The sequence below is a fragment of the Bradyrhizobium sp. HKCCYLS1011 genome (genome assembly GCF_051167795.1).
Taxonomy (GTDB): Bacteria; Pseudomonadota; Alphaproteobacteria; order Rhizobiales; family Xanthobacteraceae; genus Bradyrhizobium.
Genome location: NZ_JBNPTT010000005.1, coordinates 527,950 through 551,528, shown reverse-complemented (window position 1 = coordinate 551,528; position 23,579 = coordinate 527,950). Strand labels below are relative to the sequence as shown.

At 64.2% G+C, this 23,579-nt stretch carries 15 protein-coding genes; 5 read left to right on the top strand and 10 right to left on the bottom strand.

Annotation, left to right across the window (positions count from 1 at the left end; all coding sequences use genetic code 11):
* Positions 1-60: 60 nt before the first annotated feature.
* The 4 genes from ACQR1W_RS19490 to ACQR1W_RS19475 all read right to left on the bottom strand — a co-directional run bounded on the left by ACQR1W_RS19490 (position 61) and on the right by ACQR1W_RS19475 (position 6,993).
* Positions 61-957: a hypothetical protein gene (locus ACQR1W_RS19490; RefSeq protein ID WP_434852299.1), complete on the bottom strand. Its 897-nt coding sequence runs from the start codon at positions 955-957 to the stop codon at positions 61-63.
* Between the two features lie 12 nt (positions 958-969).
* The gene (locus ACQR1W_RS19485; protein ID WP_434852298.1) at positions 970-2,460 is read right to left on the bottom strand and encodes a hypothetical protein; all 1,491 of its coding nucleotides are present in this window, start codon (positions 2,458-2,460) and stop codon (positions 970-972) included.
* Positions 2,461-2,577: 117 nt separating this feature from the next.
* Positions 2,578-5,700, bottom strand: a complete 3,123-nt coding sequence (locus ACQR1W_RS19480; protein ID WP_008967332.1) for an efflux RND transporter permease subunit — start codon at positions 5,698-5,700, stop codon at positions 2,578-2,580.
* Positions 5,701-5,742: 42 nt separating this feature from the next.
* The gene (locus ACQR1W_RS19475; protein WP_434852297.1) at positions 5,743-6,993 is read right to left on the bottom strand and encodes an efflux RND transporter periplasmic adaptor subunit; all 1,251 of its coding nucleotides are present in this window, start codon (positions 6,991-6,993) and stop codon (positions 5,743-5,745) included.
* A gap of 583 nt (positions 6,994-7,576) precedes the next feature.
* On the opposite strand from ACQR1W_RS19475, the gene ACQR1W_RS19470 reads away from it, so the two are divergent.
* Both ACQR1W_RS19470 and ACQR1W_RS19465 read left to right on the top strand, forming a co-directional pair.
* A complete protein-coding gene (locus tag ACQR1W_RS19470; protein WP_434852296.1) occupies positions 7,577-7,993 on the top strand; it encodes a hypothetical protein in 417 nt (138 codons plus the stop codon).
* A 445-nt stretch (positions 7,994-8,438) separates the two neighbouring features.
* A complete protein-coding gene (locus ACQR1W_RS19465; protein WP_434852295.1) occupies positions 8,439-9,152 on the top strand; it encodes a hypothetical protein in 714 nt (237 codons plus the stop codon).
* A gap of 27 nt (positions 9,153-9,179) precedes the next feature.
* Here ACQR1W_RS19465 and ACQR1W_RS19460 read toward each other — a convergent pair whose 3' ends face one another.
* The 5 genes from ACQR1W_RS19460 to ACQR1W_RS19440 form a co-directional block, all read right to left on the bottom strand.
* Entirely contained in the window at positions 9,180-9,818 is a 639-nt protein-coding gene (locus ACQR1W_RS19460) for a VOC family protein (RefSeq protein WP_434852294.1), read from the bottom strand.
* An 18-nt stretch (positions 9,819-9,836) separates the two neighbouring features.
* The gene (locus tag ACQR1W_RS19455) at positions 9,837-11,351 is read right to left on the bottom strand and encodes an FAD-dependent monooxygenase (RefSeq protein ID WP_434852293.1); all 1,515 of its coding nucleotides are present in this window, start codon (positions 11,349-11,351) and stop codon (positions 9,837-9,839) included.
* Positions 11,352-11,513: 162 nt separating this feature from the next.
* Complete coding sequence (locus ACQR1W_RS19450; protein ID WP_434852292.1) at positions 11,514-15,086, bottom strand: error-prone DNA polymerase; 3,573 nt, start codon at positions 15,084-15,086, stop codon at positions 11,514-11,516.
* 158 nt (positions 15,087-15,244) lie between these two features.
* Positions 15,245-16,837: a Y-family DNA polymerase gene (locus tag ACQR1W_RS19445; protein ID WP_434852291.1), complete on the bottom strand. Its 1,593-nt coding sequence runs from the start codon at positions 16,835-16,837 to the stop codon at positions 15,245-15,247.
* On the bottom strand, positions 16,731-17,543 hold the full coding sequence (locus tag ACQR1W_RS19440; protein WP_434852290.1) for an ImuA family protein: 813 nt from the start codon (positions 17,541-17,543) through the stop codon (positions 16,731-16,733). Before ACQR1W_RS19440 ends, ACQR1W_RS19445 begins: the two co-directional genes overlap by 107 nt.
* A 176-nt stretch (positions 17,544-17,719) precedes the next feature.
* On the opposite strand from ACQR1W_RS19440, the gene ACQR1W_RS19435 reads away from it, so the two are divergent.
* The 3 genes from ACQR1W_RS19435 to ACQR1W_RS19425 all read left to right on the top strand — a co-directional run bounded on the left by ACQR1W_RS19435 (position 17,720) and on the right by ACQR1W_RS19425 (position 22,312).
* Complete coding sequence (locus ACQR1W_RS19435) at positions 17,720-18,958, top strand: putative DNA modification/repair radical SAM protein (RefSeq protein WP_434852289.1); 1,239 nt, start codon at positions 17,720-17,722, stop codon at positions 18,956-18,958.
* A gap of 111 nt (positions 18,959-19,069) precedes the next feature.
* Complete coding sequence (locus ACQR1W_RS19430; protein WP_434852288.1) at positions 19,070-20,542, top strand: UdgX family uracil-DNA binding protein; 1,473 nt, start codon at positions 19,070-19,072, stop codon at positions 20,540-20,542.
* 147 nt (positions 20,543-20,689) lie between these two features.
* A complete protein-coding gene (locus tag ACQR1W_RS19425) occupies positions 20,690-22,312 on the top strand; it encodes an inorganic phosphate transporter (protein WP_434852287.1) in 1,623 nt (540 codons plus the stop codon).
* Between the two features lie 88 nt (positions 22,313-22,400).
* On the opposite strand, the gene ACQR1W_RS19420 is transcribed toward ACQR1W_RS19425, so the two are convergent.
* On the bottom strand, positions 22,401-23,570 hold the full coding sequence (locus tag ACQR1W_RS19420; RefSeq protein WP_434852286.1) for a M20 aminoacylase family protein: 1,170 nt from the start codon (positions 23,568-23,570) through the stop codon (positions 22,401-22,403).
* Between the last annotated feature and the right edge of the window lie 9 nt (positions 23,571-23,579).

The following is a 23,579-nucleotide window of genomic DNA, read 5'->3' as shown; positions in this document are numbered from 1 at the left end:
CGCATTCTCGCACTCATCGCGATGCGCTCCCGACACGCCCGCTCTCGCTCCCTCTGCGAGCTACGGCTTCTGATGCAGCTGCGCAGCAACCGATGTTGCGCCGTTCTCATAATCGCGCAGCCAGCGGCAGGCCTTGCGCAGTCCGCCGAAGGGAAACAGATGGAAGCCGATGACAGCGTCCGTATCTGCGGGCGGCGCGGTCTCGAGCCCGTGCATGACCTCGTCCGGACCAGTGTCGGTCAGCAGCCGGCCATAGCGGCCGATCTGGTTGCGCGCGGCGCGCAGGGAATTGCCAACCCCACAACGCAGGGCGAACTTCACCAGGGTTGCCGGGCTGGCGGGCCCCGCCAGCCCGATGGTGACCGGCAGCGACACGCCACGGGTCCGAAGCTGCCGCAACCAGTCCAGGATCGGCGCGCTCTCGAAGCAGAACTGGGTTGTCACACCGACCGCGACTCCGCTGCGGGCACTCCAATCCTGCCAGTCCGCAACCAGCTTCAAGGCGCCATTGCCGTCGAGAAACGGATGACCTTCCGGATGGCCCGCGATGTTGACGCTGACAAAGCCGTGTCGCTCGATCAGGCCGGACTCGGCGATGTCGCGGCTCGCCTTGAACGGCCCCCTGGCAGCCAGCACGTCACCCGCGATCAGCAGCAGCGATGTTGCATCGGCCTCGCCCCGCAAACGGGCCAGGAAATCCGCAAGCGCATCGCGCGAATGGATTTCGCGCGCAGCGAGATGGGGAACAGGATTGAAGCCTGCTCGGCGCACGGCCGCGGCCGTTTCAATGTTGTGATGATAATTATCGCCGGGCAGGAACGTAATCGAGACGCCCGTGCCGGGCGCAAAATTGTCGCTGAGCTCGCCGGTCTGATGGCCGCGCGAGGAGATCTCGACCGAGGCCGAGGGCAGCATTTGCGAAAGCCTGTGGGACACGACGGAGGTCTGCGCAAGCATCGATCCGCTCCATCAGGCCGGCGCGCGCCGGCGCGAGATCACATAGGTCTCGTCATTGAACCAGAGCCCGCCATGCTTCTTCAGCACGCGGTCGGTGGCCTCGAGATAGCGGCCGTCGCGCACCACCTCGGACAGCCTGTTGTCCTCGATCTGGGCGACATAGATCGCCGCATTCCAGGCCGCAAACAGCGTCGAGGTGCCGATCGGGCCGGAGACCTCGTCGGGCAGCGTGTGCATGCGATAGCGGAAGATCGACCGCGCATCCGCAGAGGCATTGAAGTTGTAGTGGCGCGCAGCCGAGCCGAGCTCGTGCTTGACCTCGCGCAGGATGGCGTAGCGGTCGGTGGTGAACGGATTGTCGCCCGGCCAGACCTGATCGATGATCTCCATGCCGGGATCGTGGCCGTGGGAATGGATGCCGATCAGCCGTCCGCCCGGACGCAGCGAACGCACCAGCGGCGTCACCACCTTGGAGGCCTTGAATTCGACGCTGGCGCGGGCGCGGTAGGGCTGCGAGGCGATGACGAGATCATAATCCGCCCTCACCCGCCCCGGTCGCGGCATGATCGGATCCAGCAGGAACGAATGATCCTCGCGCCACAGCGTGAGGATCACCGGCCGCTTGTAGACCGGGTTGCCGGTGGTCGGACTGATGCCGGCGCGCCAGTTCTCGGCCAGGAACGGCTCCAGCGCGTTGATCTGCTCGGCGAAGCCGTGGGCCGTGTTGCCGGAGAGCGCGACGTCCTTCCAGAGCAGGCTTTGGGCGGCGGTGGCCGACCGCGGCGTCAGCCATGGCGCCTCGCCGTAATAGAGATTGGTGACGACAACGACGGTCGCCGGATGTTCGAACAGCCGGTCGGCCATCTTCTCCAGCATCATCCGCACGTCTTCGTAGGAGATCTCCTTGGCAACGACATAGAGCGGCATGATGGGAAAGCGCGCATGCAGCGCCCGCATCACCCGCGACAGCACCGTGCCGTCGCCGACGCCGGCGTCGAACAGGCGCAGCGCCGGCGGGGCCGGCTGCAGGTTGGAAATCTCCAGCGAAATCCGGTTGGCGACCTCGGTCTTCTCGCTGCAGGTGGAAACGAACAGCAGATATTTCTGGCGGTTGTCGAAAAACCGGAAGCCCGAGGGCGGCGCGTCCGTCCTGGCCCCCGCCCCGCGCTGCGGAGCGGTCGGAACCGGCGGCTGATCGCAGGTCGGGCTTTCGCTCGGCCCATGGATCGCCAGATAGCTGCGGACCTTGTCCAGCGTGCCGGTGGTGATGCGGGCGCCGTCGCGCAGCCGCGACACCAGCTTGCCGTCATTGACCACGAGCCGGCCGAAGGTCGATTCCGAGGTCTTGGTTGCGCGGCAAAACTCCCGGATCTCGGCGAGCACCTGCTCCGAGGTGCCGAGCTCGATCCGCGCCTGGCCCGCTTTGGCGTGCACGACCGACGCGCCGGCAACGGGCGCGTTGTCGGTTGTCTGGTCACTCTCCGGGCGCTGCTCGTCGCGCATCGCGACCTCCCAGGCAGTCACTCTCGATTGGCTTCAATCAAGGCGTGCCGGCCGGAGGTCGTCAACCACAAACAGAGTGGGCAGAATCTGTGGGCACACGCCCACAGGATGCAGCGCCTACCTCGCGCCCCGGCGCGAGAAGAACGAGATCAACACCGGCAAGGTGATCAGGATCACCAGCGGCGCCAGCATCATGCCGGTCACCACGACGATCGCGAGCGGCTTCTGCACCTGCGAGCCGATGCCGGTCGACAGCGCCGCCGGCAACAGGCCGACGCCGGCGACGACGCAGGTCATCAGCACCGGACGCAGCTGCAATTCGCCGGTGCGGATCACCGCGGCGATCCGGTCATAGCCTTCGTCGATCAGCTGGTTGAACTGCGAGAGGATGATGATGCCGTCCATCACGGCGATGCCGAACAGCGCAATGAAGCCGATTGCCGCCGACACGCTGAACGGAATGCCGGAGATCACCAGGCCAACGACGCCGCCGAAGATCGCCATCGGGATCACGCTCATGGCGAGCAGCGTGTCGACCATCGAGCCGAAATTGAACCACAACAGGACCGCGATCAGCGCCAGGCTGATCGGCACCACGATCGACAGCCGTTTGATCGCATCCTGCAGATTGCCGAATTCACCGACCCATTCGAGATGCGATCCCGGCGGCAGCTGCACCTGCTCGGCGATCTTCTGCTGCGCTTCCTGGATGGCGCTGCCGAGGTCGCGCTCGCGCACCGAGAATTTGATCGGCAGATAGCGCTCCTGCTGCTCGCGATAGATATAGGCTGCGCCAGAGACCAGCTTGATGGTGGCAACCTCGTTCAACGGAATCTGGGTGATGCCGTTCGGTCCCTGCGCGCCGATGCGCAAATTCTCGATCGCCTCCGCGCTCTTGCGATATTCCGGCGCGAGCCGCACGATGATCGGGAAATGCCGGTCGGAGCCCGGCTCGTAGAGATCGCCCGCGGTGTCGCCGCCAACCGCGACCTTGATGGTGGCGTTGATGTCGCCGGGGGCAAGCCCATAGCGGGCCGCCTTGGCACGGTCGATGTCGATCTGCACCGTCGGCTGGCCGAGCGAGGTGAAGACGGCAAGGTCGGTGATGCCCTGAACGGTCGACAGCACCTGCTTGATCTTGTTGGCGGTATCGGTCAGCGCCTGCAGATCATTGCCGAACAGCTTGATCGAGTTCTCGCCCTTCACGCCCGACACCGCTTCGGAGACGTTGTCCTGCAGATATTGCGAGAAGTTGAACTCGACGCCGGGGAAGCGGTCGTCGAGCTGCTTCAAGAGCTCGGCCGTCAGCTGCTCCTTGTCATGCGTGCCCGGCCACTCGCTGACCGGCTTGAGCGGCGCAAAGAACTCGGCATTGAAGAACCCGGCCGCATCGGTGCCGTCATCCGGGCGGCCGTGCTGCGACACCACCGCCTCGACCTCGGGCCGCGATCCGATCAGCTTGCGCATCTCGTTGACGTATTGATTGCCCTCCTGCAGCGAGATGGTCGGCGGCAGCGTGGCACGGATCCAGAGATTGCCCTCTTCCAGCTTGGGCAGGAATTCGAGGCCAAGCAGCCGGCCGACCACACCCGTCATGATCACGAGTCCGACCGCACCAGCCATCACCAGGCCGCGATTGGCGACAGCCCAGCGCAACGCCGGCCGGTAAAGGCCGTGCAGGAGATGCATCAGCCGGGTTTCGGTCTCCTCGACATGCGCAGGCAGGATGATCGCGCTCAACGCCGGCGTCACCGTGAAGGTCGCGAGCAAACCGCCGGCCAGCGCATAGGCATAGGTGCGCGCCATCGGGCCGAAGATGTTGCCCTCGACCCCGCTCAAGGTGAACAGCGGCAGGAAGGCCGCGATGATGATGGCGGCGGCAAAGAAGATCGAGCGCGAGACGTCGGCGGACGCGCTGAGGATCGCGTGGCTCTTGATGCCCATCATCGTCTCGGGCGAGATGTGGCTCTCCTCGGCTGCCGACAACGGCGTCGTCTGCGTCAGCCGCCGGAAGATCGCCTCCACCATGATCACGGTGGCATCCACGATCAGGCCGAAATCGATCGCGCCGACCGAGAGCAGGTTCGCGGATTCGCCGCGCAGCACCAGGATAATGACGGCGAAGAACAGCGCGAACGGAATGGTGGCGCCGACGATCAGCGCGCTGCGGAGATCCCCCAGGAAGATCCACTGCAACAGCACGATCAGCAGAATGCCGACCACCATGTTGTGCAGCACGGTGTGGGTGGTGGTGTCGATCAGGTCCTTGCGGTCGTAGATGCGCTCGATATGGACGCCCGGCGGCAGGATGGTCGAATGATTGATCTGCTCGACCAGCTGCTCGACCCGCGCGATGGTCGGCGAGCTCTGCTCACCGCGCCGCATCAGCACGATGCCCTGGACGATGTCGTCATTGTCGTTGAGGCCGGCGATGCCGAGCCGCGGCTTCTCGCCGACGGTGACGCTGGCGACATCCTTGACCAGCACCGGATTGCCATTGGTCTGCGAGACCATGGTGTTGGCGAGGTCGTCCATCGAGCGGATCAGGCCGACGCCGCGCACCACCGCCGACTGCGTGCCGATCTCGACGGTGTTGCCGCCGACATTGATGTTGGAGTTGCTGACCGCCTGCAACAGCTGTGGCAGGGTCAGGCCGTTGGCGACCAGCTTGTTGATATCGACCTGGATCTCATAGGTCTTGGTCTTGCCGCCCCAGCCCGTGACGTCGATCACCCCGGGCACGGCGCGGAAGCGCCGCTGCAGCACCCAGTCCTGCAGGGTCTTGAGATCGAGCACGCTGTAGCCGGGCGGGCCCTTCAGCCGATAGCGGTAGATCTCGCCGATCGCGCTCAAGGGCGAGATCTGCGGCGTGACATTGCCCGGCAGCGGCGCCAGCTGGGACAGCCGGTTCAAGACCTGCTGCAGCGCCTCGTCATAAGTATAGTCAAAGGAGAACTGCAGCTTGACGTCGGAGAGACCGTACAGCGAGATCGTGCGGATGGTGCGCAGGTTCTTGATGCCGGCGACCTGGGTCTCGATCGGAATCGTGATGTAGCGCTCGATTTCCTCGGCCGACAGGCCCGGGCTTTGCGTCACGATGTCGACCATCGGCGGGGTCGGATCGGGATAGGCCTCGATGTTGAGCTGCTTGAACGCGATCAGGCCGCCGGCCAGGATCGCGACGAACATCCCCACCATCAGGAAGCGCCGCTGAACGGCGATGGCGACCAGGCGATCCATTCAGGTCAGGCTTTCGGCTTCAGGGAGCAACGCACGCGCACGTCAGCTCCCGGACGCGGCGCGATCGATGAACAGGCTGCCCTTGGTGACGATCTGCTCACCGGCCTTCAGGTTGCCTTCGACGGCGACCAGATCGCCATTGACGAGGCCGGTCTTGATCTTGCGCAGCTCGATCGATTTGTCGGGATGCGCGACCCAGACGCGCACCTGACTACCTTCGTAGATCAGGGCCTGCCGGGGCACCGCCGCGGCCGGTTGATCGCCCGGCGAATAGATCGTGACATTGGCGAACATTTCGGGCTTGAGCAGGCCGTCCTTGTTGTCGATGGTGGCGCGAACCAGGAGCCGGCGGGTGGCCGGGTCGATCGCCGCAGCGACATAGTTGATGTTCGCCTTGAGCGGGCGGCCGGGCAGCGCGAGCACGTTGACCGAAATCTCCTGGCCCACATTGACCAGCGCCGCGTCGCTCTCGCGGACATAGGCGATCAGCCAGACGGTCGAGAGGTCGCCGATCACAAATACGGGATCGCTCGCGCCGGCCTGGACATACTGACCGGGGCCGACCTTGCGCTGCACGACGGTGCCGCCGAGCGGCGCGTTGATGGTGATCTCGCGGTCAATCGTCCCCTTGGCCTGGAACTCCGTGATCGCCGCATCGGTCAGGCCGAGGATTCGCAGCTTGTTGCGGGCGGCCTCCAGCGCGGTCTGAGCCGAACGCATATCGTTCTGGGCCTGGACAAAGGTCGCTTCCGCCTGCTGGAAATCCTTCAGCGGAATGGCCCGGCCCTCGAACAGGTCCTTGGCCCGCTTGTACTGGATTTCGGCCAGATCCTGCGCGGACTTGGCCTTGTTCATCCCCGTGATCGCAGTGATGAAGTCGTTCTGGGCCTGCACCGTATCGGCGGCCTCGATCACGAACAGCGGCTGGCCCTGCTTGACGGTCTCCCCGGGCTTGGCGAGCAGTCTTGTCACGCGACCGGCATACGGGGAAAATACGGGGGTGGAGCGATCCTCATCGACCGCGACCTTGCCCTCGGTGACGTGTTCGGCGCGAAAAACCTTCTCGCAGACCGGTTCGACGGTCAGGGTGGCCCATTCGGACGGCGACGGCGTGAAGGTCTGGCCACCCTTCCGCGACTGGCTGGAGAGCTCAATATCGTCCTTTGCGGCCAGCCCCGGCTGCGATTGCACGTAGCCATAGCCGCCTGCGCCGGCAACGGCCAGCGCCGCCAAGACGATGATCAGCCGTTTTTTGCTCAGCTTCTGCGGAGATTGGTTCATGTCAGACGCCATGGCCTATCCACCTTACGCTCGCCTTACGGGAGCGCCCGGCGATGACCGTTCATTTTGCTGCGCTAATAGTGCGGAACTGGAGCTTTAAACAACCTAAAAATCGCCGAAATCGCCTCAGTTTTGCGTTAAAAATTTGAAACTTCAACGACCCCCGTTCAGCTTGCGTTCAGTTCATTCCGTTGAGCCTGGGGCCCCTCTGCGGCGCATCATGGGCGCGTCCGGCGTCCGCGCCCCCAATGGCGTAGCATGCCAAGATGACGCCCGAACGCATTCCAGCGCGCGACGTGCCCGGGGAAGCGTCTCTCAACTCGCCCTCTGCGAGAGAACGGCGCGAGGTGATCGCGTTGCATCCATGCCTTTGTTGGCGAAGGGTCGGCCGATCAGGAGCGCGGTCATCATTTGCGGCGCGGCGCGGACGACCGCTTCGACATTAACTGCAAGTTCCATTGATTTATCTCAATCGCAATGACTCGCCGGAGCGAGACTCGCGACGGGTGCCTTTGTTTGCTCGGTCGACGCGGCATCTTGGGTGAAGCTGAGTTCGACCGAGAATTGTGGCGTCCGAAACGAGAGGAGGAACGTCATGCTTCGATATGCTCTCACAATCCTCGCCGCCCTCGTGCTGGTCTGCGCGACGTTGGTTCCGCAGGAGGCGCTGGCGCGTCGCGGCGGTGGTGGTTACAGGGGCGGCGGCGGTTTCCACGGCGGAGGTGCACGCGTTGCCCGTGTCGGTGGCGCGGGTCGCGTCGGTGTCGCCGGACGTGGTTATGGGTACCGGCCCATTCCCGGTCGGCCCGTGGCCCGCACGGCGGTGCGTCGAGGAGCGTACCGGACCGCAGCCTATCGCGGTGCTCGGCGCGCCGCCTATGGTGCCGCGGCCGTGGGAGCGGTCGGGGCCGCAGCGGCCTACGGCTCCTACGGCTACTACAACAACAGCTACAATAACGGCTGCCACTACAACACCTATGGCCAGTGGGTCTGCCCGAATTATCCTTATTGACAGACACGTTGGGGCGGCGATGTCGCGCGGTTGTTGGGCGGCCACTTAGACCCCCATGAGACTGAGTGGTACGCCTCGGCATCGCCGCTCCCTGATATACCCCTTAACGACGGGCGCGAGACTGGCCCGAGCCGGAGTACGCATCATCCCAACAGAGATCCTACGAAGAGTTGAGCGCAGCGATGCCTATCGTGATCGAACTGACTAATTTGATGATCGGTTTCAGCCCCGGCTGAACCTGTCCCCAACGCCAATTCTTTCCTTCCAAACGTCGATCGTTGAGGAAGATGTAACGTCGCGAGACTATTGCTCTGCTTCCAGCTCTGTTTTGAGCGGAAGCGTTGATCACTTTTGACGCTTGAACAGAAGCAAGGCGACGTATTTCCTGCCGCACGATCGGCATAGCCGGCTTCGATGCTGTGACGGACTCTGGTAAGGGTGGCTTATGAAAACCGTCCCCAATCAACTGCCGTGGAAGAACGAACCGGATGCCGCGGCGTGCAATTTCGCTCTCGGTCATCTTGTCCAAAACCTGTCACATCGGATGACCTTGAACGGTCGCATCCACGCGGAGACATATATTTCAGCAGTCGGCGCAATCGCCGGCTACGCCGCGCAGCGGACGCTCTTTGTCTGCTCACCTAAAATGGGCGTCGACCTCAATCGCGTTGCCGCGGCCTCAGGCGAACAATATTGGTTTGGCGATGCGCTGAACAGAATGCTGGTGCCCAAGACCGAGGCTGACGGAAATCGATGTGTCTGGTCGGTAGCAGCCGGAGGCGCGGTAAGGGCCGGCATCCAGCCTCAACAATTGCCTGAGCTCGAGCCCATGTTCAGACACGTCGCATCGACGATCGGCCAAGCGAACGAAGGCAGTTCCTCCGTCCCTTCCAATCACCAGGCCCAACTGCCGGCGCGAGACCTTCTCAGGGCAGTTTGGCCGACGGCACTCATCTGTTTCTCGGGGAAATTTCCGGGCTCCGACCGCGACTTCGGAGCCGCCCCCGTCGCATGGTGGTCGGCGATTGCGGCTCAGGCGGCGAGCCGCCCGATTCAAGACGTGAAAAGCGTGCTGGCGCCCGACATCGCACTGAGGCTTTTGATGGAGTCGGCGATCTATTGCAGCAAACTCGATCAGTTGCAGATCGAAGTCAGATAGACGCCGCCGCTCGCATCGGTGCCGGGCTCACGTCAGCTCTCTTGGTCCGGCCGGCGTTTCGATCCGCGCACGATAGCGCAGCTTGGGACCCTCCGCGATTTCAGGCGCATGATCCACGGCCAGCGCGCGGTACAGCGCCTCCATGGCGGGACCGTCCGGGTGCTCGAGCGTGAAGGATTGCAGCCGTGCGCCGAGATCCGCAATTGTCGCCATCGCGCGGGACTTGCCGCGACGGTCGATGATGGAAGGCGCGGCCCCGTCGAGCGGAAGGGAGCCGTCGTTCGGAATGGCGAAGTCGAAGGACGGGTCAGCAGCCGGAAGCGGGACTTTCTCCCCGAAGATGTTTCCGTGCGTCGCGATCATCGCGTCGATCGCATCCGTTCGCGCGACCCAGCCGCGCAAGCGCCGGCCTTCCTCCCAATCCGACCTGACCTTGGTCTGGTCGTCCAGCCCGAACCAGCGTCGGCGGCCCGGCGGATCGGCCTCGGGGTCAACGGCCACGATCTCCAGATAAACCGTCCCGCCCAGTTGAAGCAGATGATTATAGGTGCCCATGTAGCTATGGCGCTGTCCAAATGGGACATCGAGATCCAGGCAATTTCGAACGTGCAGGACGCCTTCCGCCAAAGTCGGCGCGATGACGGTGAGATGGTCGAGCTTGAGCATGTGGACGCAGACACCTCGTTATGCCGCGCTCGGCGGTCCAAACCATTTGGTCAGCGCCTCGGCAAGCCCGAGCCGGGCCTTGTCTCCCACCCACGCGACATAGCCGTCGGGCCGAACCAGCACGGCGGCCGGCGCCACCACAGGCCCGAGCGCCGGAAGCTCCCACGCACCGGAATATGTCGCATCGATCTGCTGCACCCGATCCGCCCATGGCATGATGTCGAGAGTGCCGGGCTCACCGAAGTTGAGCAGGACCGGCCGTGCATTGTGCAGAAGAGCAAAGACCCGGCGCTGACCATTGGCAGTGACGAGATCGAGGTCAGGCATGCGACGCCCGAGCAGCGGATGCGCTTCGCCGAGGTCGTAACGAATGTCCAGACCCGACATCGTTGCCGCGAAGCGTTTGCGAGGCTCGTCCATCGTGAGGAGCTCGGAAATGATGTCGCGCACGACCTTGAGGCGGTCGTCGGCGCGGCGAAGCAGCGCGACTTGCGCCATGGTCTGGCACAGCACGCGGGCCGCGACCGGATGCCGCTCGGCATGATAGGTATCCAGCAGGCTTTCGGGTGAGATTCCTTTGACCACCTGGGCCAGCTTCCATCCGAGATTGACGGCATCCTGCACGCCGGTGTTGAGACCTTGTCCGCCGGACGAATGATGGACATGCGCGGCATCGCCGGCGAGCAGCACCCGTCCTGCGCGATAAGATGCTGCCTGCCGGCTCATGTCGGTGAATCTCGAAATCCAGGTTGGACTGTGGACGCCATAATCGGTCCCGTACACGGCGATGAGCGCTTCGCTGAGGTCGCGCAACGTCGGCTCGCCGCTGCGGTTCAGATCTCGCTCAGTCACGAGCACCCGCACGGGCTCATTCTCCTGCCTGCTGAACCCATGAAAGCCGAGCGCGTCATGGCGAAGCCCCCATTCCGGCTCTTCGGCGATTTCGACCTCGGCAATGATGTTGCTGATGGTCGGATCCCAGCCGGGAAATGCGATGCCGGCTGCTTTTCGTATCAGGCTGCGTCCGCCGTCACACCCGACGAGATAGGCCGCCCGGAGCGACTGGCTGTTGGAGAGTTCGACGTCGATGCCGGTTTCGTCCTGCGCAAAACCGATGACCTCCCGTCCGCGATAGATCGGCACCGCCAGCTCTTCGATCCAGCCGGCGAGGATGCGCTCGATGTGGTTCTGCCACAGCGCGAGCCCATAATTATGCCGGGTCGGGAAGTCGCTGATATCAAGCCGATTCCAGGCGAACCCCGCGATCTGGGCCATCTTTCCTTCCGCCAGGAATCGGTCGGCCAGCCCGCGCTGATCGAGAACCTCGATCGTGCGCGCATGCAATCCGCCCGCACGCGACCCGACGAGATCCTGGCTTTCGCGTCGCTCGACAATGGCGACATCGATGCCCGCCAGCGCCAACTCGCCTGCGAGCATCAGCCCTGTCGGACCTGCGCCGGCGATCACCACCGCGTGGTCAACCGCGCTCGGGTCGGTCGCGCGCTCCGCCGACGTGGATATCAATGTCATCATGTCGTCACCCCGTGGATCGTGGCTTGGGCCGGCGGTTGTACGGGATGAGCGGGGTCTTGAAGCAAGCCCCTTGGGCGCCCTATATCAAGCTGGGGGAACGGTGCGGGCGTTCTTCGGTGGCGTCATTGCAGCACTAAGGTGTCTCGTAATGACCATCGAGCATCAATGAAAGTCGCGCGAGCGCGGCAGGATGCGGACGTTGCGGGGATGGCCGACCTTTTGCGCAGGACTGTCCGGATGCTGCCTGCGGTCGTCATTCAGCGACTCGGCCGGAATGGGGCCATGCGGCGCGGCTTGCGAGCCGAGGCGATCGTCGGACAGCAATGACAGATCGCTCGATCGGTCGATCAGCCGTTCAGCAACCAGATGCACGACCTTCTCCGGGCTGCTCTGGATATGCCCTTCCACCAGCACGAGCCGCGCGCCCATCACCTCTTTGCGGAAGCGCTCCATCACCTTCGGCCAAACCACGATATTGGCAATGCCGGTCTCGTCCTCCAAGGTCATGAACACGACGCCCTTGGAACTGCCGGGCCGCTGGCGCACCAGCACCACGCCGGCGCAGCGGACGAAACGCTTGTCGTTGGCATCGTTGACATCGCGGCAGGCGAGCACGCCCTCGCGTGTGAAGCGTTGCCGCAAGAACTCCATCGGATGCCCTTTCAACGACAGGCGGATGGTCTGATAATCGGCGACCACCTGCTCCGACAGCGGCATCTCGGGCAAGGGTCTTGCGTTCTCATCAGGCTGTTCGCGTGCGATCGCCGCTTCGAACAGCGGCAGCGGCACATCATCCGGCAGACGCCGGACCGCCCAGAGCGCAGCCCGGCGGTCGAGCCCGAGCGAACGGAACGCATCGGCATCGGCGAGCAGCAACAGCGCGCGCTTCGGCAGGCCGGTGTCGCGGGCGAAATCCTCCAGCGACGTGAACGGCCGCCGCGCGCGGGCCTTGACGATGCGCTCGCCCCAATCGTCGGCGTCATGGTTGTCGTTATGGGAGAGTGGAATCGCAATCTCTCCGCCGTCATTCCGGGATGGGCCCTCTTGGGCGCAGGCCCGGAATCCAAAACCACGGTTAGGGGGTATGGATTCAGGGTTCGTCGCTATCGCGACGCCCCGGAATGACGAAGTGGAGGCAGAAAGCTCTTCGGTCCCGAATGAGGGTGCAGCAACGCACACATCGCTGTGCGATGACACCTGAAGCCGCTTCGATCTTTTCACCCCCTCCTCGTCCGGGTCGATCCAGCGGAAGCCGTCGATCTGGCGGAAGCCCAAGCGCACGGCGCAATATTTGCCGCTGCCCTCCTCCAGCGTGTTCTGCGCAAAACTGTAGGACACGTCGACGTCGCGCACCTCGACGCCGTTCTTGCGGGCATCGCCGACGATCTGCGCCGGCGCGTAGAATCCCATCGGCTGCGAGTTGAGTAGCGCGCAGCAGAACGCATCGGGATGAAAGCATTTCAGCCAGGACGAGATGTAAACCAGCTGAGCGAAGCTCGCCGCATGGCTCTCCGGAAAGCCGTAGGAGCCGAAGCCCTTGATCTGGTCGAAACAGCTTTTGGCGAATTGCGGATCATAGCCGCGCGCGATCATGTTGCCGACCATCTTCTCCTCATAGGAACCAATGGTGCCGACATTGCGGAAGGTCGCCATCGAACGGCGCAGGCCGTTAGCCTCTTCGGAGGAAAATTGCGCAGCTTCGATCGCGATCCGCATCGCCTGCTCCTGGAACAAGGGCACGCCGAGCGTCTTGTGCAGCACCTTGTAGAGCTCGTCCGGTGGACCGTGCTCCGGTGAGGGCGACGGATAGCTGACTTTCTCCAGCTTGTTTCGTCGGCGCAGATAAGGATGCACCATGTCGCCCTGGATCGGCCCTGGGCGTACGATCGCGACCTCGATCACGAGATCGTAGAAGGTGCGCGGCTTGAGCCGCGGCAGCATGTTCATCTGGGCGCGGCTCTCGACCTGGAACACGCCGAGCGACTCGCCCCGCTGCAGCATCTGGTAGACCTCGTCATCATCCTTCGACTTGATGTCGGCAAGCTCGTAACGCTCGCCCTTATGCCGCGCGATCAGGTCAAAGCTCTTGCGGATGCAGGTCAACATGCCCAGCGCCAGCACGTCGACCTTCATCATGGACAGCGCGTCGACATCGTCCTTGTCCCATTCGATGAAGGTGCGGTCCTCCATCGCGGCATTACCGATCGGCACGTAGGTGTCGAGCCGATCCTGGGTCAGCACATAGCCGCCGACATGCTGGGAGAGATGGCGGGGAAATTCGATCAGCTCGGCGGCGAGCGCCACCGCAAGGCCGATCATCGGATTGGTGGGATCGAGCCCGGCCTGCCGCACCTGCATCTCCGACAGCCCGTCGCCCCAGCTGCCCCACACGGTGTCGGCGAGAACAGACGTGACGTCCTCGGTCAGTCCCAGCGCCTTGCCGACATCGCGAATGGCGCTGCGCGGCCGGTAATGAATGACGGTGGCGATGATCGCGGCGCGGTGACGGCCGTAGCGGCGATAGACATATTGCATCACCTCCTCGCGCCGCGAATGCTCGAAGTCGACGTCGATGTCCGGCGGCTCCAGCCGCTCCTTGGAGATGAAGCGCTCGAACAAGAGATCGACCTTGGTCGGATCGACCGAGGTGACGCCGAGCACATAGCAAACCGCGGAATTGGCCGCCGAACCCCGGCCCTGGCACAGGATGTTCTGGCTGCGGGCATAGCGCACGATGTCGTGGACGGTCAGGAAGTAATGCGCGTAGTTGAGCTCGGCGATCAGCGCGAGTTCTTTTTTCAAGGTCGCGCGCAGCGTCTCGTCAGGGTCATCGCCAAAATATTTCTTCACGCCGGCCCAGGTCAGGTCCTCCAGATGCTGCTGAGCTGTCTTGCCGGGCGGCACCGGCTCGTCCGGATACTGGTATTTGAGCTGATCGAGCGAGAAGGTGATGCGGTCAGCGAAGCGCATGGTCTCCGCGATCGCCTGCGGATGGTCGCGAAACAGCCGCGCCATTTCGTGCGCAGGCTTGAGATGACGCTCGGCATTGGCTTCGAGCTTGCGGCCGACCGCATCGATCGTGGTCTTCTCGCGGATGCAGGTCAGCACGTCCTGCAGCGGGCGCCGTTCGGGGTGATGATAGAGCACATCATTGGTCGCGAGCAGCGGCACCTTGACCGATGCAGCGAGGCGCGCAAGCCGCGCCAGTCGCCGGCGATCGTCGCCGCGATAAAGCAGACTGGCGGCAAGCCATACGCCCTCGGCCTGGCTCTCGCGTAGGCGTGCCAGGATCGTGCGCAAGCCCGCCTCCTCGAAACGATGCGGCGGCATCAGCACCAGAAGCTGGCCTTCGACAAAGTCCAACAGATCCTGGAATGTCAGATAACAGGCGCCCTTCTCGACCTTGTCGCTGTCGTCACCGCGCTTACCGCGCGTGAGCAGCTGGCACAGCCGGCCGTAAGCGGCGCGGTCGCGCGGATAGACCAGGATATCGGGCGTGCCGCAGGTGAAGACGATACGCGCGCCATAGAGCAGCTTCGGCCGGTAAGGCAGCTTGTCATTGTCGAGCTCGCTATAGGCGCGCACGATGCCGGCGAGCGTGTTGTGGTCGGCGATCCCGATCGCCTTGAGGCCATAGATGGCGGCCTGCTGCACATAATCCTGCGGATGCGAGCCGCCGCGCAGGAAGGAGAAATTGGTGGTGATGCCGATCTCGGCATAATCGACGGCTTTCATGGCAGAGCTATCCCAGAAGCTGCTTCGGCGACGGCGCATCCCCGGTCCATCAAAATGATCTGTCCCGATGGATAGACTTGCACAGGTCGCTCACCCTCCCCCTCCAGGGGAGGGTGAGCAGCGAGTGCGCCGCGAGATATGTGCGACCGCCCTGACGCTCATGCGAACAGACCATGCATGTACCAGGCGGGCTGCACCGGCTCGCCCGTCTTCGGATCGATCTCGCGATCATAGAGCCCGTCGCGGTAGAGCCAGAACCGCAGGCCATGCTCGTCCTCGATGCGGAAATAATCCCGCGTCAGCCCCTGCCCCTCCGGCCGCCACCATTCCATCGCGATCCGTTCCGGCCCCTCGGCGCGCACCACCGCATGCGCGGCACGCCGCCAGACGAAGCGCGCGGGCGGACCATCAGGCACTTGGGCGACCACCTGGATTTCTTCTGGACGATCAAAAAGGCGCAAGGGCCGCAGCGGCGGCTCGCTCTCGACGCGCGCTGGCCAGTCCGCGTGCAAGGCAGCGGCGAGGTGCTGCTGCGCCGGCACCGGCAGCGCCGCACGTTCCGGAATGTGGGTATCCTCCGGCAGATGCACGACGACGCGCTTGCCCCCGATCCGTGCGGCGATGCGGTCGATCAGCGCGGCGAGCTCGTCATTGTCATGGACATGGGCGTCGAGATCGCGCTGCTCCTGCACCACGATCTCGCTGCGGCTGGCACACAGCCGGATCAGGTCGAAGCCGAAGCCGGGATCGAGCGGATCGCTCAACGCGTCCAGCCGCTCGCGAAACAGCCGGTCGATCACGCGCGTCTCCGTCACCGGCCGGCCGGTGTCGACCGCGATCATGCGCACCACGCCGTCGGTGCGGAAGAAATAAGCTTCCAGCCGCCGCGCGCCCTTGCCCTGCTGCGCCATCGCCGCCACCAGCATGGCGGCAAGGCTGGAGAGGCTGGCGGCAATCACGGTGTCGGTCGCCACCGGCTCGGCAAAGCGCTTTTCAACGATGTAGTCGGGCGGGGCTTTCCGCGGGCTGATCGGCGCATCGCCCTCGCCCAGCGCCTGCGCCAGGATGCGGGTGAAGGCGCTACCGAAACGCGCTGATATCTCGTGGCGGCCGCGGGATGCGACATCGCCGATGGTCTTCAGCCCGGCGCGACGCAGGCCCAGCGTGATCGCTTCGCCGGCGCCGAGCGCGGCCACCGGCAGCGGACTGACGAGCGCCGCCTCCTCGCCCTCGGGTACGATGCGACCATGGACATGGTGGTTCAATGTACGGGCGCAGATCGCATTCGAGGCGATCGCGGCTGACACCGTGAAGCCGCGCGCGGTCAGCGCGTCGCACAACAGCTTCATCAGCATGGCCTCGCCGCCGAACAGATGGGCACAGCCGGTGATGTCGAGCGCAAGACCATGCGGCGGATCGAGCGCCACCAGCGGCGTGAAACGGTCGCACCAATCGGCGATGTCCTCCAGGGTCTTGGCGTCGGCGGCCGTGTCGGCCTCGTGCACCACGAGGTCGGGACAGATCGCGCGCGCATTGGCGAGCGGGAGAGCGTGTGAGAGCCCATAGCGCGCCGCGACGTCGTCCAGCGAATGGATCAGCCATGCGTTGCCCTCCTTGATGACGACGACATTCGGCTTGCCGTCATCAGGCGTAGCGCTTGTGGATGACAGCTTTCGCTTGATGCGGTCGATCGGCAGGCGTGGCAGCCACAGGCTGAGAATCCGCCGCCGGCTGGCTGAAACACTGGTCATCGCAGCTCCACTCCATGATCCATCGCCCGGTCTGGCCGTGACGGTTGCGAATGAGTTCGACGTCGAAGCACGGCGCGCCCCAGGCGGCCCAAGGCGCCGCAGGCATCAAAGGTGCAGAGGCCAACGAGGGCGCGGTGCGCACGATCCAGCGCGTCTCCGCGGTCGAAGGGATGGGTTCGGCGGCGGTCCGCAGCACCAGCCCGGTAACCCCTGAAGCTTGGGCCGCGAGCGTCAGTTTGCGGCTGGCGACGAGATCGAGCTTTTTGGTCTCGCCCCACACCTCCAGCAGCACCGCACCCAGCGCATCGCAGGCGAGCGCATCGGCTGATGTGCGGAGCGCAGTGTCGAGATCGGGCGCGCGCACAATGACGAGCGCGCGCGGATCAAGCCCGAGCTCGGCCAGCCCGCATGGCGACAGCGCGCCACTTTCGCGCTCGGCAAAATCCTGCCGGATAAAGACCAGCGGCCGCTGTGCCGAGACGCGCGCCGCAAGACCAAAGACAAAACCGGTCGCGGCCACAGCCTGCGCTCCGCTCGGCGCAAACACCTCGTGCAGCGCACCAAGGGCGAGCCCGCCCTGCAAGGTCGCGTCGACCTCGTGATGGCCGAGCGCGGCACGGCGCGTGTCCAGCGCGCCCTCGCCCGCCTCAAGGCGAGCGATGCGGCTGCGCAAACGCGCAAGCGTGTCCATGCGTGCGCCGGTCATGCGTCGCCGTTCCTCACATCCTTGTCGTTACGAGCCTCTGCAGTCCCTGGCAGTTGAACCCGCAACGAACCTCTTTGTTCATGATACGTTCTAATATAAAGCTAACGTCACGGGATGAGTCAATCGGGATTACCCCGGATGGGATTCATCTAAGAGAATCAAAGGGATTCAGAAGGATGGAGCTGACGCGTAAACTGGAGATCCTGGCCGATGCGGCAAAGTACGATGCCTCCTGCGCCTCCAGCGGTACCGAGATGCGGGATTCCAGTGACGGCAAGGGTCTCGGCTCGACCGCGCCCGGCATGGGCATCTGCCATTCCTATGCGCCGGACGGCCGCTGCATTTCGCTGCTCAAGATCCTGCTGACCAATGCCTGCAATTACGATTGCCTCTATTGCGTCAATCGCGCCTCGTCCAACGTGCCGCGCGCACGCTTCACGGTGGACGAGGTCGTGAAGCTCACGATCGACTTCTATCGCCGCAACTACATCGAAGGCCTGTTCCTTTCTTCCGGCATCATTCGCAGCCCCGACTACACGATGGAGCAAGTGGTCTCAGTCGCGCGCAAACTGCGCGAGGAGCATCACTTCCGCGGCTATATCCATCTCAAGACCATCCCCGAGGCCGATGACGCGCTGATCGCGGACGCCGGCAAATATGCCGACAGGCTCAGCATCAATATCGAGACGCCGCTGGAAACAAGCCTGACACAACTCGCGCCGGAAAAAGACCAGCGCGCGATCCGCCGCACCATGGGACGGCTCCGCCTCAAGCTCGATGAAGCCGATGATGCGAAGAAGACGGTCCGCAAAGCCAGGCCGCCGCGCTTTGCCCCCGCAGGCCAGAGCACGCAGATGATCATCGGCGCCGACAGCGCGGACGATCGCACGATCTTATCGACGTCAGCCAATCTCTACGGCGCCTACAAGCTCAGGCGCGTCTACTATTCGGCTTTCAGCCCGATCCCCGATGCGAGCCGCGCGCTGCCCCTGCAGGCGCCGCCTCTGGTGCGCGAGCATCGGCTCTATCAGGCCGACTGGCTGATGCGCTTCTATGGCTTCGACGCCGAGGAGATCGTCGACGAGGGCGCCGGCATGCTGCCGCTCGACATCGATCCCAAGCTCGCCTGGGCCCTGCGCCACCGCGACCGCTTTCCGCTCGATGTGAACAAAGCCAGCCGCGAGGAGCTGTTGCGGGTGCCGGGCTTCGGCACCCGCACGGTCGAGCGCATCATTGCCACGCGCCGTTCGACCTCGATCCGGCTCGCCGACCTTGCCCGGCTGCATGTGATCCGGAACAAGGCGCTGCCGTTCATCGTTCTCTCAGACCACCGTCCGGCACCGGCCACTCTCGATGCCGCTGGCTTGCGGACACGGCTTCGGCCGAAGCCGCAGCAATTGGGATTTGGATTTTAGCCGTCATTGCGAGGGGCGAAGCCCCGAAGCAATCCAGGAGCCAGACGACGATTTTGGATTGCTTCGTTGCCTTCGGCTCCTCGCAATGACGAAGTGGAGAGCAAGCGCCACATGCACATCGTCACGCTCGACAGCGACACCGATTTCGACGGCTGGCGCCAAGCGGCGCGAGCGTTGGCGATGAACAACGTCAAGCCGGCGGACGTGACCTGGCGTGTGCAGGGCGAGACGGCCGATCTGTTCGATGACCAGGCCGAGACGACGCTGCCGGAGGTCCCCGAAGGGACGTTCTCGGTGCCGGCGTCCTTCGTCGAGCTGGCACAATCCGTCATCCTGCATCGGGATCGAAGCCGCTTCGGCCTGCTGTATCGGCTGTTGTGGCGGCTGCGGTCGAACCATGACCTGATGACGATCGCGACCGATCCCGACGTCGCGCAGGCCCATGCGATGGCACGCGCGGTGCGCCGGGACGAGCACAAGATGCATGCCTTCGTCCGCTTTCGCGAGATCGGCCGCGAGCGCGAGACGCGCTATGTCGCCTGGTTCGAGCCGGAGCACCACATCGTCGAGCTCGCCGCGCCGTTCTTCGCCCGCCGCTTCGCCGACATGCCGTGGTCGATCCTCACCCCCGATCTCTGCGCCCATTGGGATGGCAGCCGGGTCAGCTTCACGCCCGGCGTCGCCAAAGCTGAAGCGCCGTCTGAAGATCGGCTGGAGGAGGTCTGGCGGCGCTATTATGCCAGCATTTTCAATCCGGCACGGCTGAAAGTGAAGGCGATGGAAAAGGAGATGCCGAAGAAATATTGGCAGAACCTGCCCGAGGCCTCCCTGATCAAGCCGCTGATCGCCTCCGCCACCCAGCGCACGGGCGCGATGATCGCCGAGCCCGGCACCGAGCCGCACAAACCGCAGAAACGGGTTGAGGAGACCGCGATGACGCGCAAGCCCAAAGCCAAGGAATCCAAAGCCCATGACGACGCTGGCGATCTTGAGACGTTACGTGAAGAAGCAGCCCACTGCCGCGCCTGCCCTTTGTGGAAGAACGCCACCCAGACCGTGTTCGGCGAAGGCCCGCCGCACGCCCCGCTCATGCTGGTCGGCGAGCAGCCCGGCGACAAGGAAGACCTCGCCGGCCACCCCTTCGTCGGTCCCGCCGGGCAGATGCTCGACCGCGCGCTGGAAGAAGCCGGCATCGAGCGAACCAAGGTCTATGTCACCAATGCGGTGAAGCACTTCAAATTCGTCCCGCGCGGCAAGATCCGCCTGCACCAGAAGCCGGCGACGCCGGAGATCAAGGCCTGCCGCCAGTGGTACGAGCGCGAGGTGGCCGCGATCCGCCCGGCCCTGGTCGTCGCGCTCGGCGCCACCGCCGCGCAATCCGTGTTCGGCAAGATCACGCCGGTCAACAAGAGCCGCGGCCACGTGGTGGAGCTGCCCGACGGGATCAAGGCGATGGTGACGGTGCACCCATCCTATCTGCTGCGCCTGCCGGACGCCGACGCCAAGGCGCGCGAATATGAGCGCTTCGTCGAGGACCTGAAACTCGCAGGCGCCACAATGAAGCGTTCCGCGCGGGCCGCGTGAATCCTTCGAATCATTCTAAAGCTGAACCGTTGTCGCCTCAGGAACCGCACGGATTCTGAAACTGCCGCGCGCTCATTTGCGCCCTTGGTTCAACCGCTTGTCATATGCATCGCGCAAGATCGGATCGTTGGGGAGAGGAGTATTCCAATGACCGATATGGCGTTGCCGGGTTCGATCGAACCCGCCCTGAAGAAGGGACCTGATCTCGATCGCGGCTTTCATCCGCTGACGGGCATCATCTATTTGGGCGTGGTCGCAGCTGCGCTGCTGTTCGTCGCCTACAGCATTTACGCGGACGTCCAGGCCACCGGCACGCGGGTCACGACCTTCCTGCCATATATTCTGTTGTTCGTGGCTCTCCTGATTGCGCTCGGCTTCGAGTTCGTGAACGGCTTCCACGACACCGCCAACGCGGTGGCCACCGTCATCTACACCCGCTCGCTGCCGGCCCATGTCGCCGTGGTCTGGTCGGGCCTGTGCAACCTGACCGGCGTGCTGCTCTCGACCGGCGCGGTGGCCTTCGGCATCGTGTCGCTGCTGCCGGTGGAATTGATCCTCCAGGTCGGCTCCAGCGCCGGCTTCGCCATGGTGTTCGCGCTATTGATCGCCGCCATCATCTGGAATCTCGGCACCTGGTATCTCGGCCTGCCGGCCTCCTCCTCCCACACGCTGATCGGCTCGATCATCGGCGTCGGCATTGCCAACGCGCTGATGCGCGGTCGCGACGGCACCTCGGGCGTCGACTGGACGCAGGCCGCCACGGTCGGCAAGGCGCTGCTGCTGTCGCCGCTGTTCGGCTTCGCCCTCGCCGCGGTGCTGCTCTACATCCTCCGGCTGGTGCTGACACGGGTGACGCCGGCGCTGTTCGGCGAGCCGGTCGGCAATCAGCTGCCGCCGTGGTGGATCCGCGGCATCCTGATCCTGACCTGCACCCTGGTGAGCTTCTTTCACGGCTCCAATGACGGTCAGAAAGGCATGGGCCTGATCATGCTGATCCTGATCGGCACCGTGCCCACCGCCTATGCCCTCAATCGCACGATGGCTGATAGCAAGATCGAGCAGTTCATCAGCAATTCGGAGGCCGCGAGCAAGGTGATCGAGGCCAAGGCCACCGGCTACAACGTGCTCGGCGACCCGCGCCCGGCGGTCACCAACTATGTCGCGGCGCGCCAGATCAACGAGGGCACCTTTCCGTCGCTGGCGGTGCTGGTCCGCGACATCGCCAAGCAGGTCAAGGAGTATGGCTCGCTGGCGAAATTGCCGGCTGAAGCGGTCGGCAACACCCGCAACGACATGTATTTGACATCCGAAGCCATCCGCTTCCTGATGAAGGACAAGGAGGCCGATCTCTCAGCCGCCGACATCGCCACCTTCAACGCCTACAAGGGCTCGCTCGACAACGCGACCAAGTTCATCCCGACCTGGGTGAAGATTGCGGTCGCCATCGCGCTCGGCCTCGGCACCATGGTGGGCTGGAAGCGCATCGTGATCACGGTCGGCGAGAAGATCGGCAAGACCCACCTGACCTATGCCCAGGGCGCCTGCGCGGAGATCACCGCGGCCGCCACCATCGCGGCGGCGGACGGCTACGGCCTGCCGGTGTCCACCACGCATGTGCTGTCGTCCGGCATCGCCGGCACCATGGCAGCCAATGGCTCGGGCCTGCAATGGTCGACGATCCGCAACATCGCGATGGCCTGGGTGCTGACCCTGCCGATCGCGATGATGCTGTCGGGCTTCCTTTACTTCATCTTCGTGCAGCTGTTCTGAGCGGCGGCGATCAACGCCTAAAAACGAAAGCCCGCGCCATCGGCGCGGGCTTTTTGTTGGCGGGTGCGGGACTCGCAGCTGTTGCCGACTAGGCCGCGAGCGTATTCTCGACCAGCTTGATGAAGTAGGACGTGCCGTAGACGATCGCCTCATCGTTGAAATTGTAGGCTGGGTGATGCAGGCCGGCGGAATCGCCGTTGCCGATAAAGATGAAGGCGCCGGGCCGCGCTTCCAGCATGTAGGAGAAATCCTCCGCGCCCATCATCGGCGGCATCTCATGCACATTGGCCTCGCCTGCCACCTCTCTTGCCGCTTGCAGCGCGATCTCGGTCTGCTCGGCATGGTTGACCGTGACCGGATAGCCGCGGGTGTAGCTCAAATCGATCTTGGCGCCGGTGATCTGGGCCGTGCCTGCCACCACCTCGCGCACCCGCTGCTCGACGAGGTCGCGGATTTTCGGCGTCAGGGTCCGCACCGTGCCTCGCAGCGTCGCGCTCTGCGCAATCACGTTGCGGGCATTGCCGGCGTGGAATTCGCAGATCGAGACCACCGCCGATTCCAGCGGATCCACATTGCGCGACACGATCTGCTGCAGGACCGTGACCAGCTGCGCCCCGACCAGAAGCGAGTCGATACAGTTGTGCGGCTTGGCGGCGTGGCCGCCATGCCCTTCGATAGTGATGTCGATGTTATCGGTCGCCGCCATCAGCGGACCCGGCCGGATCGCGAACGCGCCGACCGGAAGACCGGGTCCGTTGTGCATGCCATAGACCTGGTCGATCTTGAAGCGCTCCATCAACCCGTCCTTGATCATGGCATGTGCGCCGCCGCCGCCCTCTTCGGCCGGCTGGAAGATCACCGCCACCTCGCCGGCGAAATTGCGGGTCTCGGCCAGATAGCGCGCCGCACCCAGGAGCATGGCCGTGTGGCCGTCATGGCCGCACGCATGCATCATGCCCGGGTTCTTGGAGGCATAAGGCAGGCCGGTGGCCTCCTCGATCGGCAGCGCATCCATGTCGGCGCGCAGGCCGAGCACCTTGACTTCGCCATTGCCGGGCGTCTTGCCCTTGATCACGCCCACCACACCGGTCTTGCCGAGCCCGGTGGCGACCTCGTCACAGCCGAACTCGCGCAGCCGTTCGGCCACGAAGGCCGCCGTCCGGTGCACGTCATAGAGCAGCTCCGGATGAGAATGGATATCCCGCCTCCAGGCCTGGATATCGGGCTGCAGATCGGCGACGCGGTTGACGATAGGCATAAAAATTCT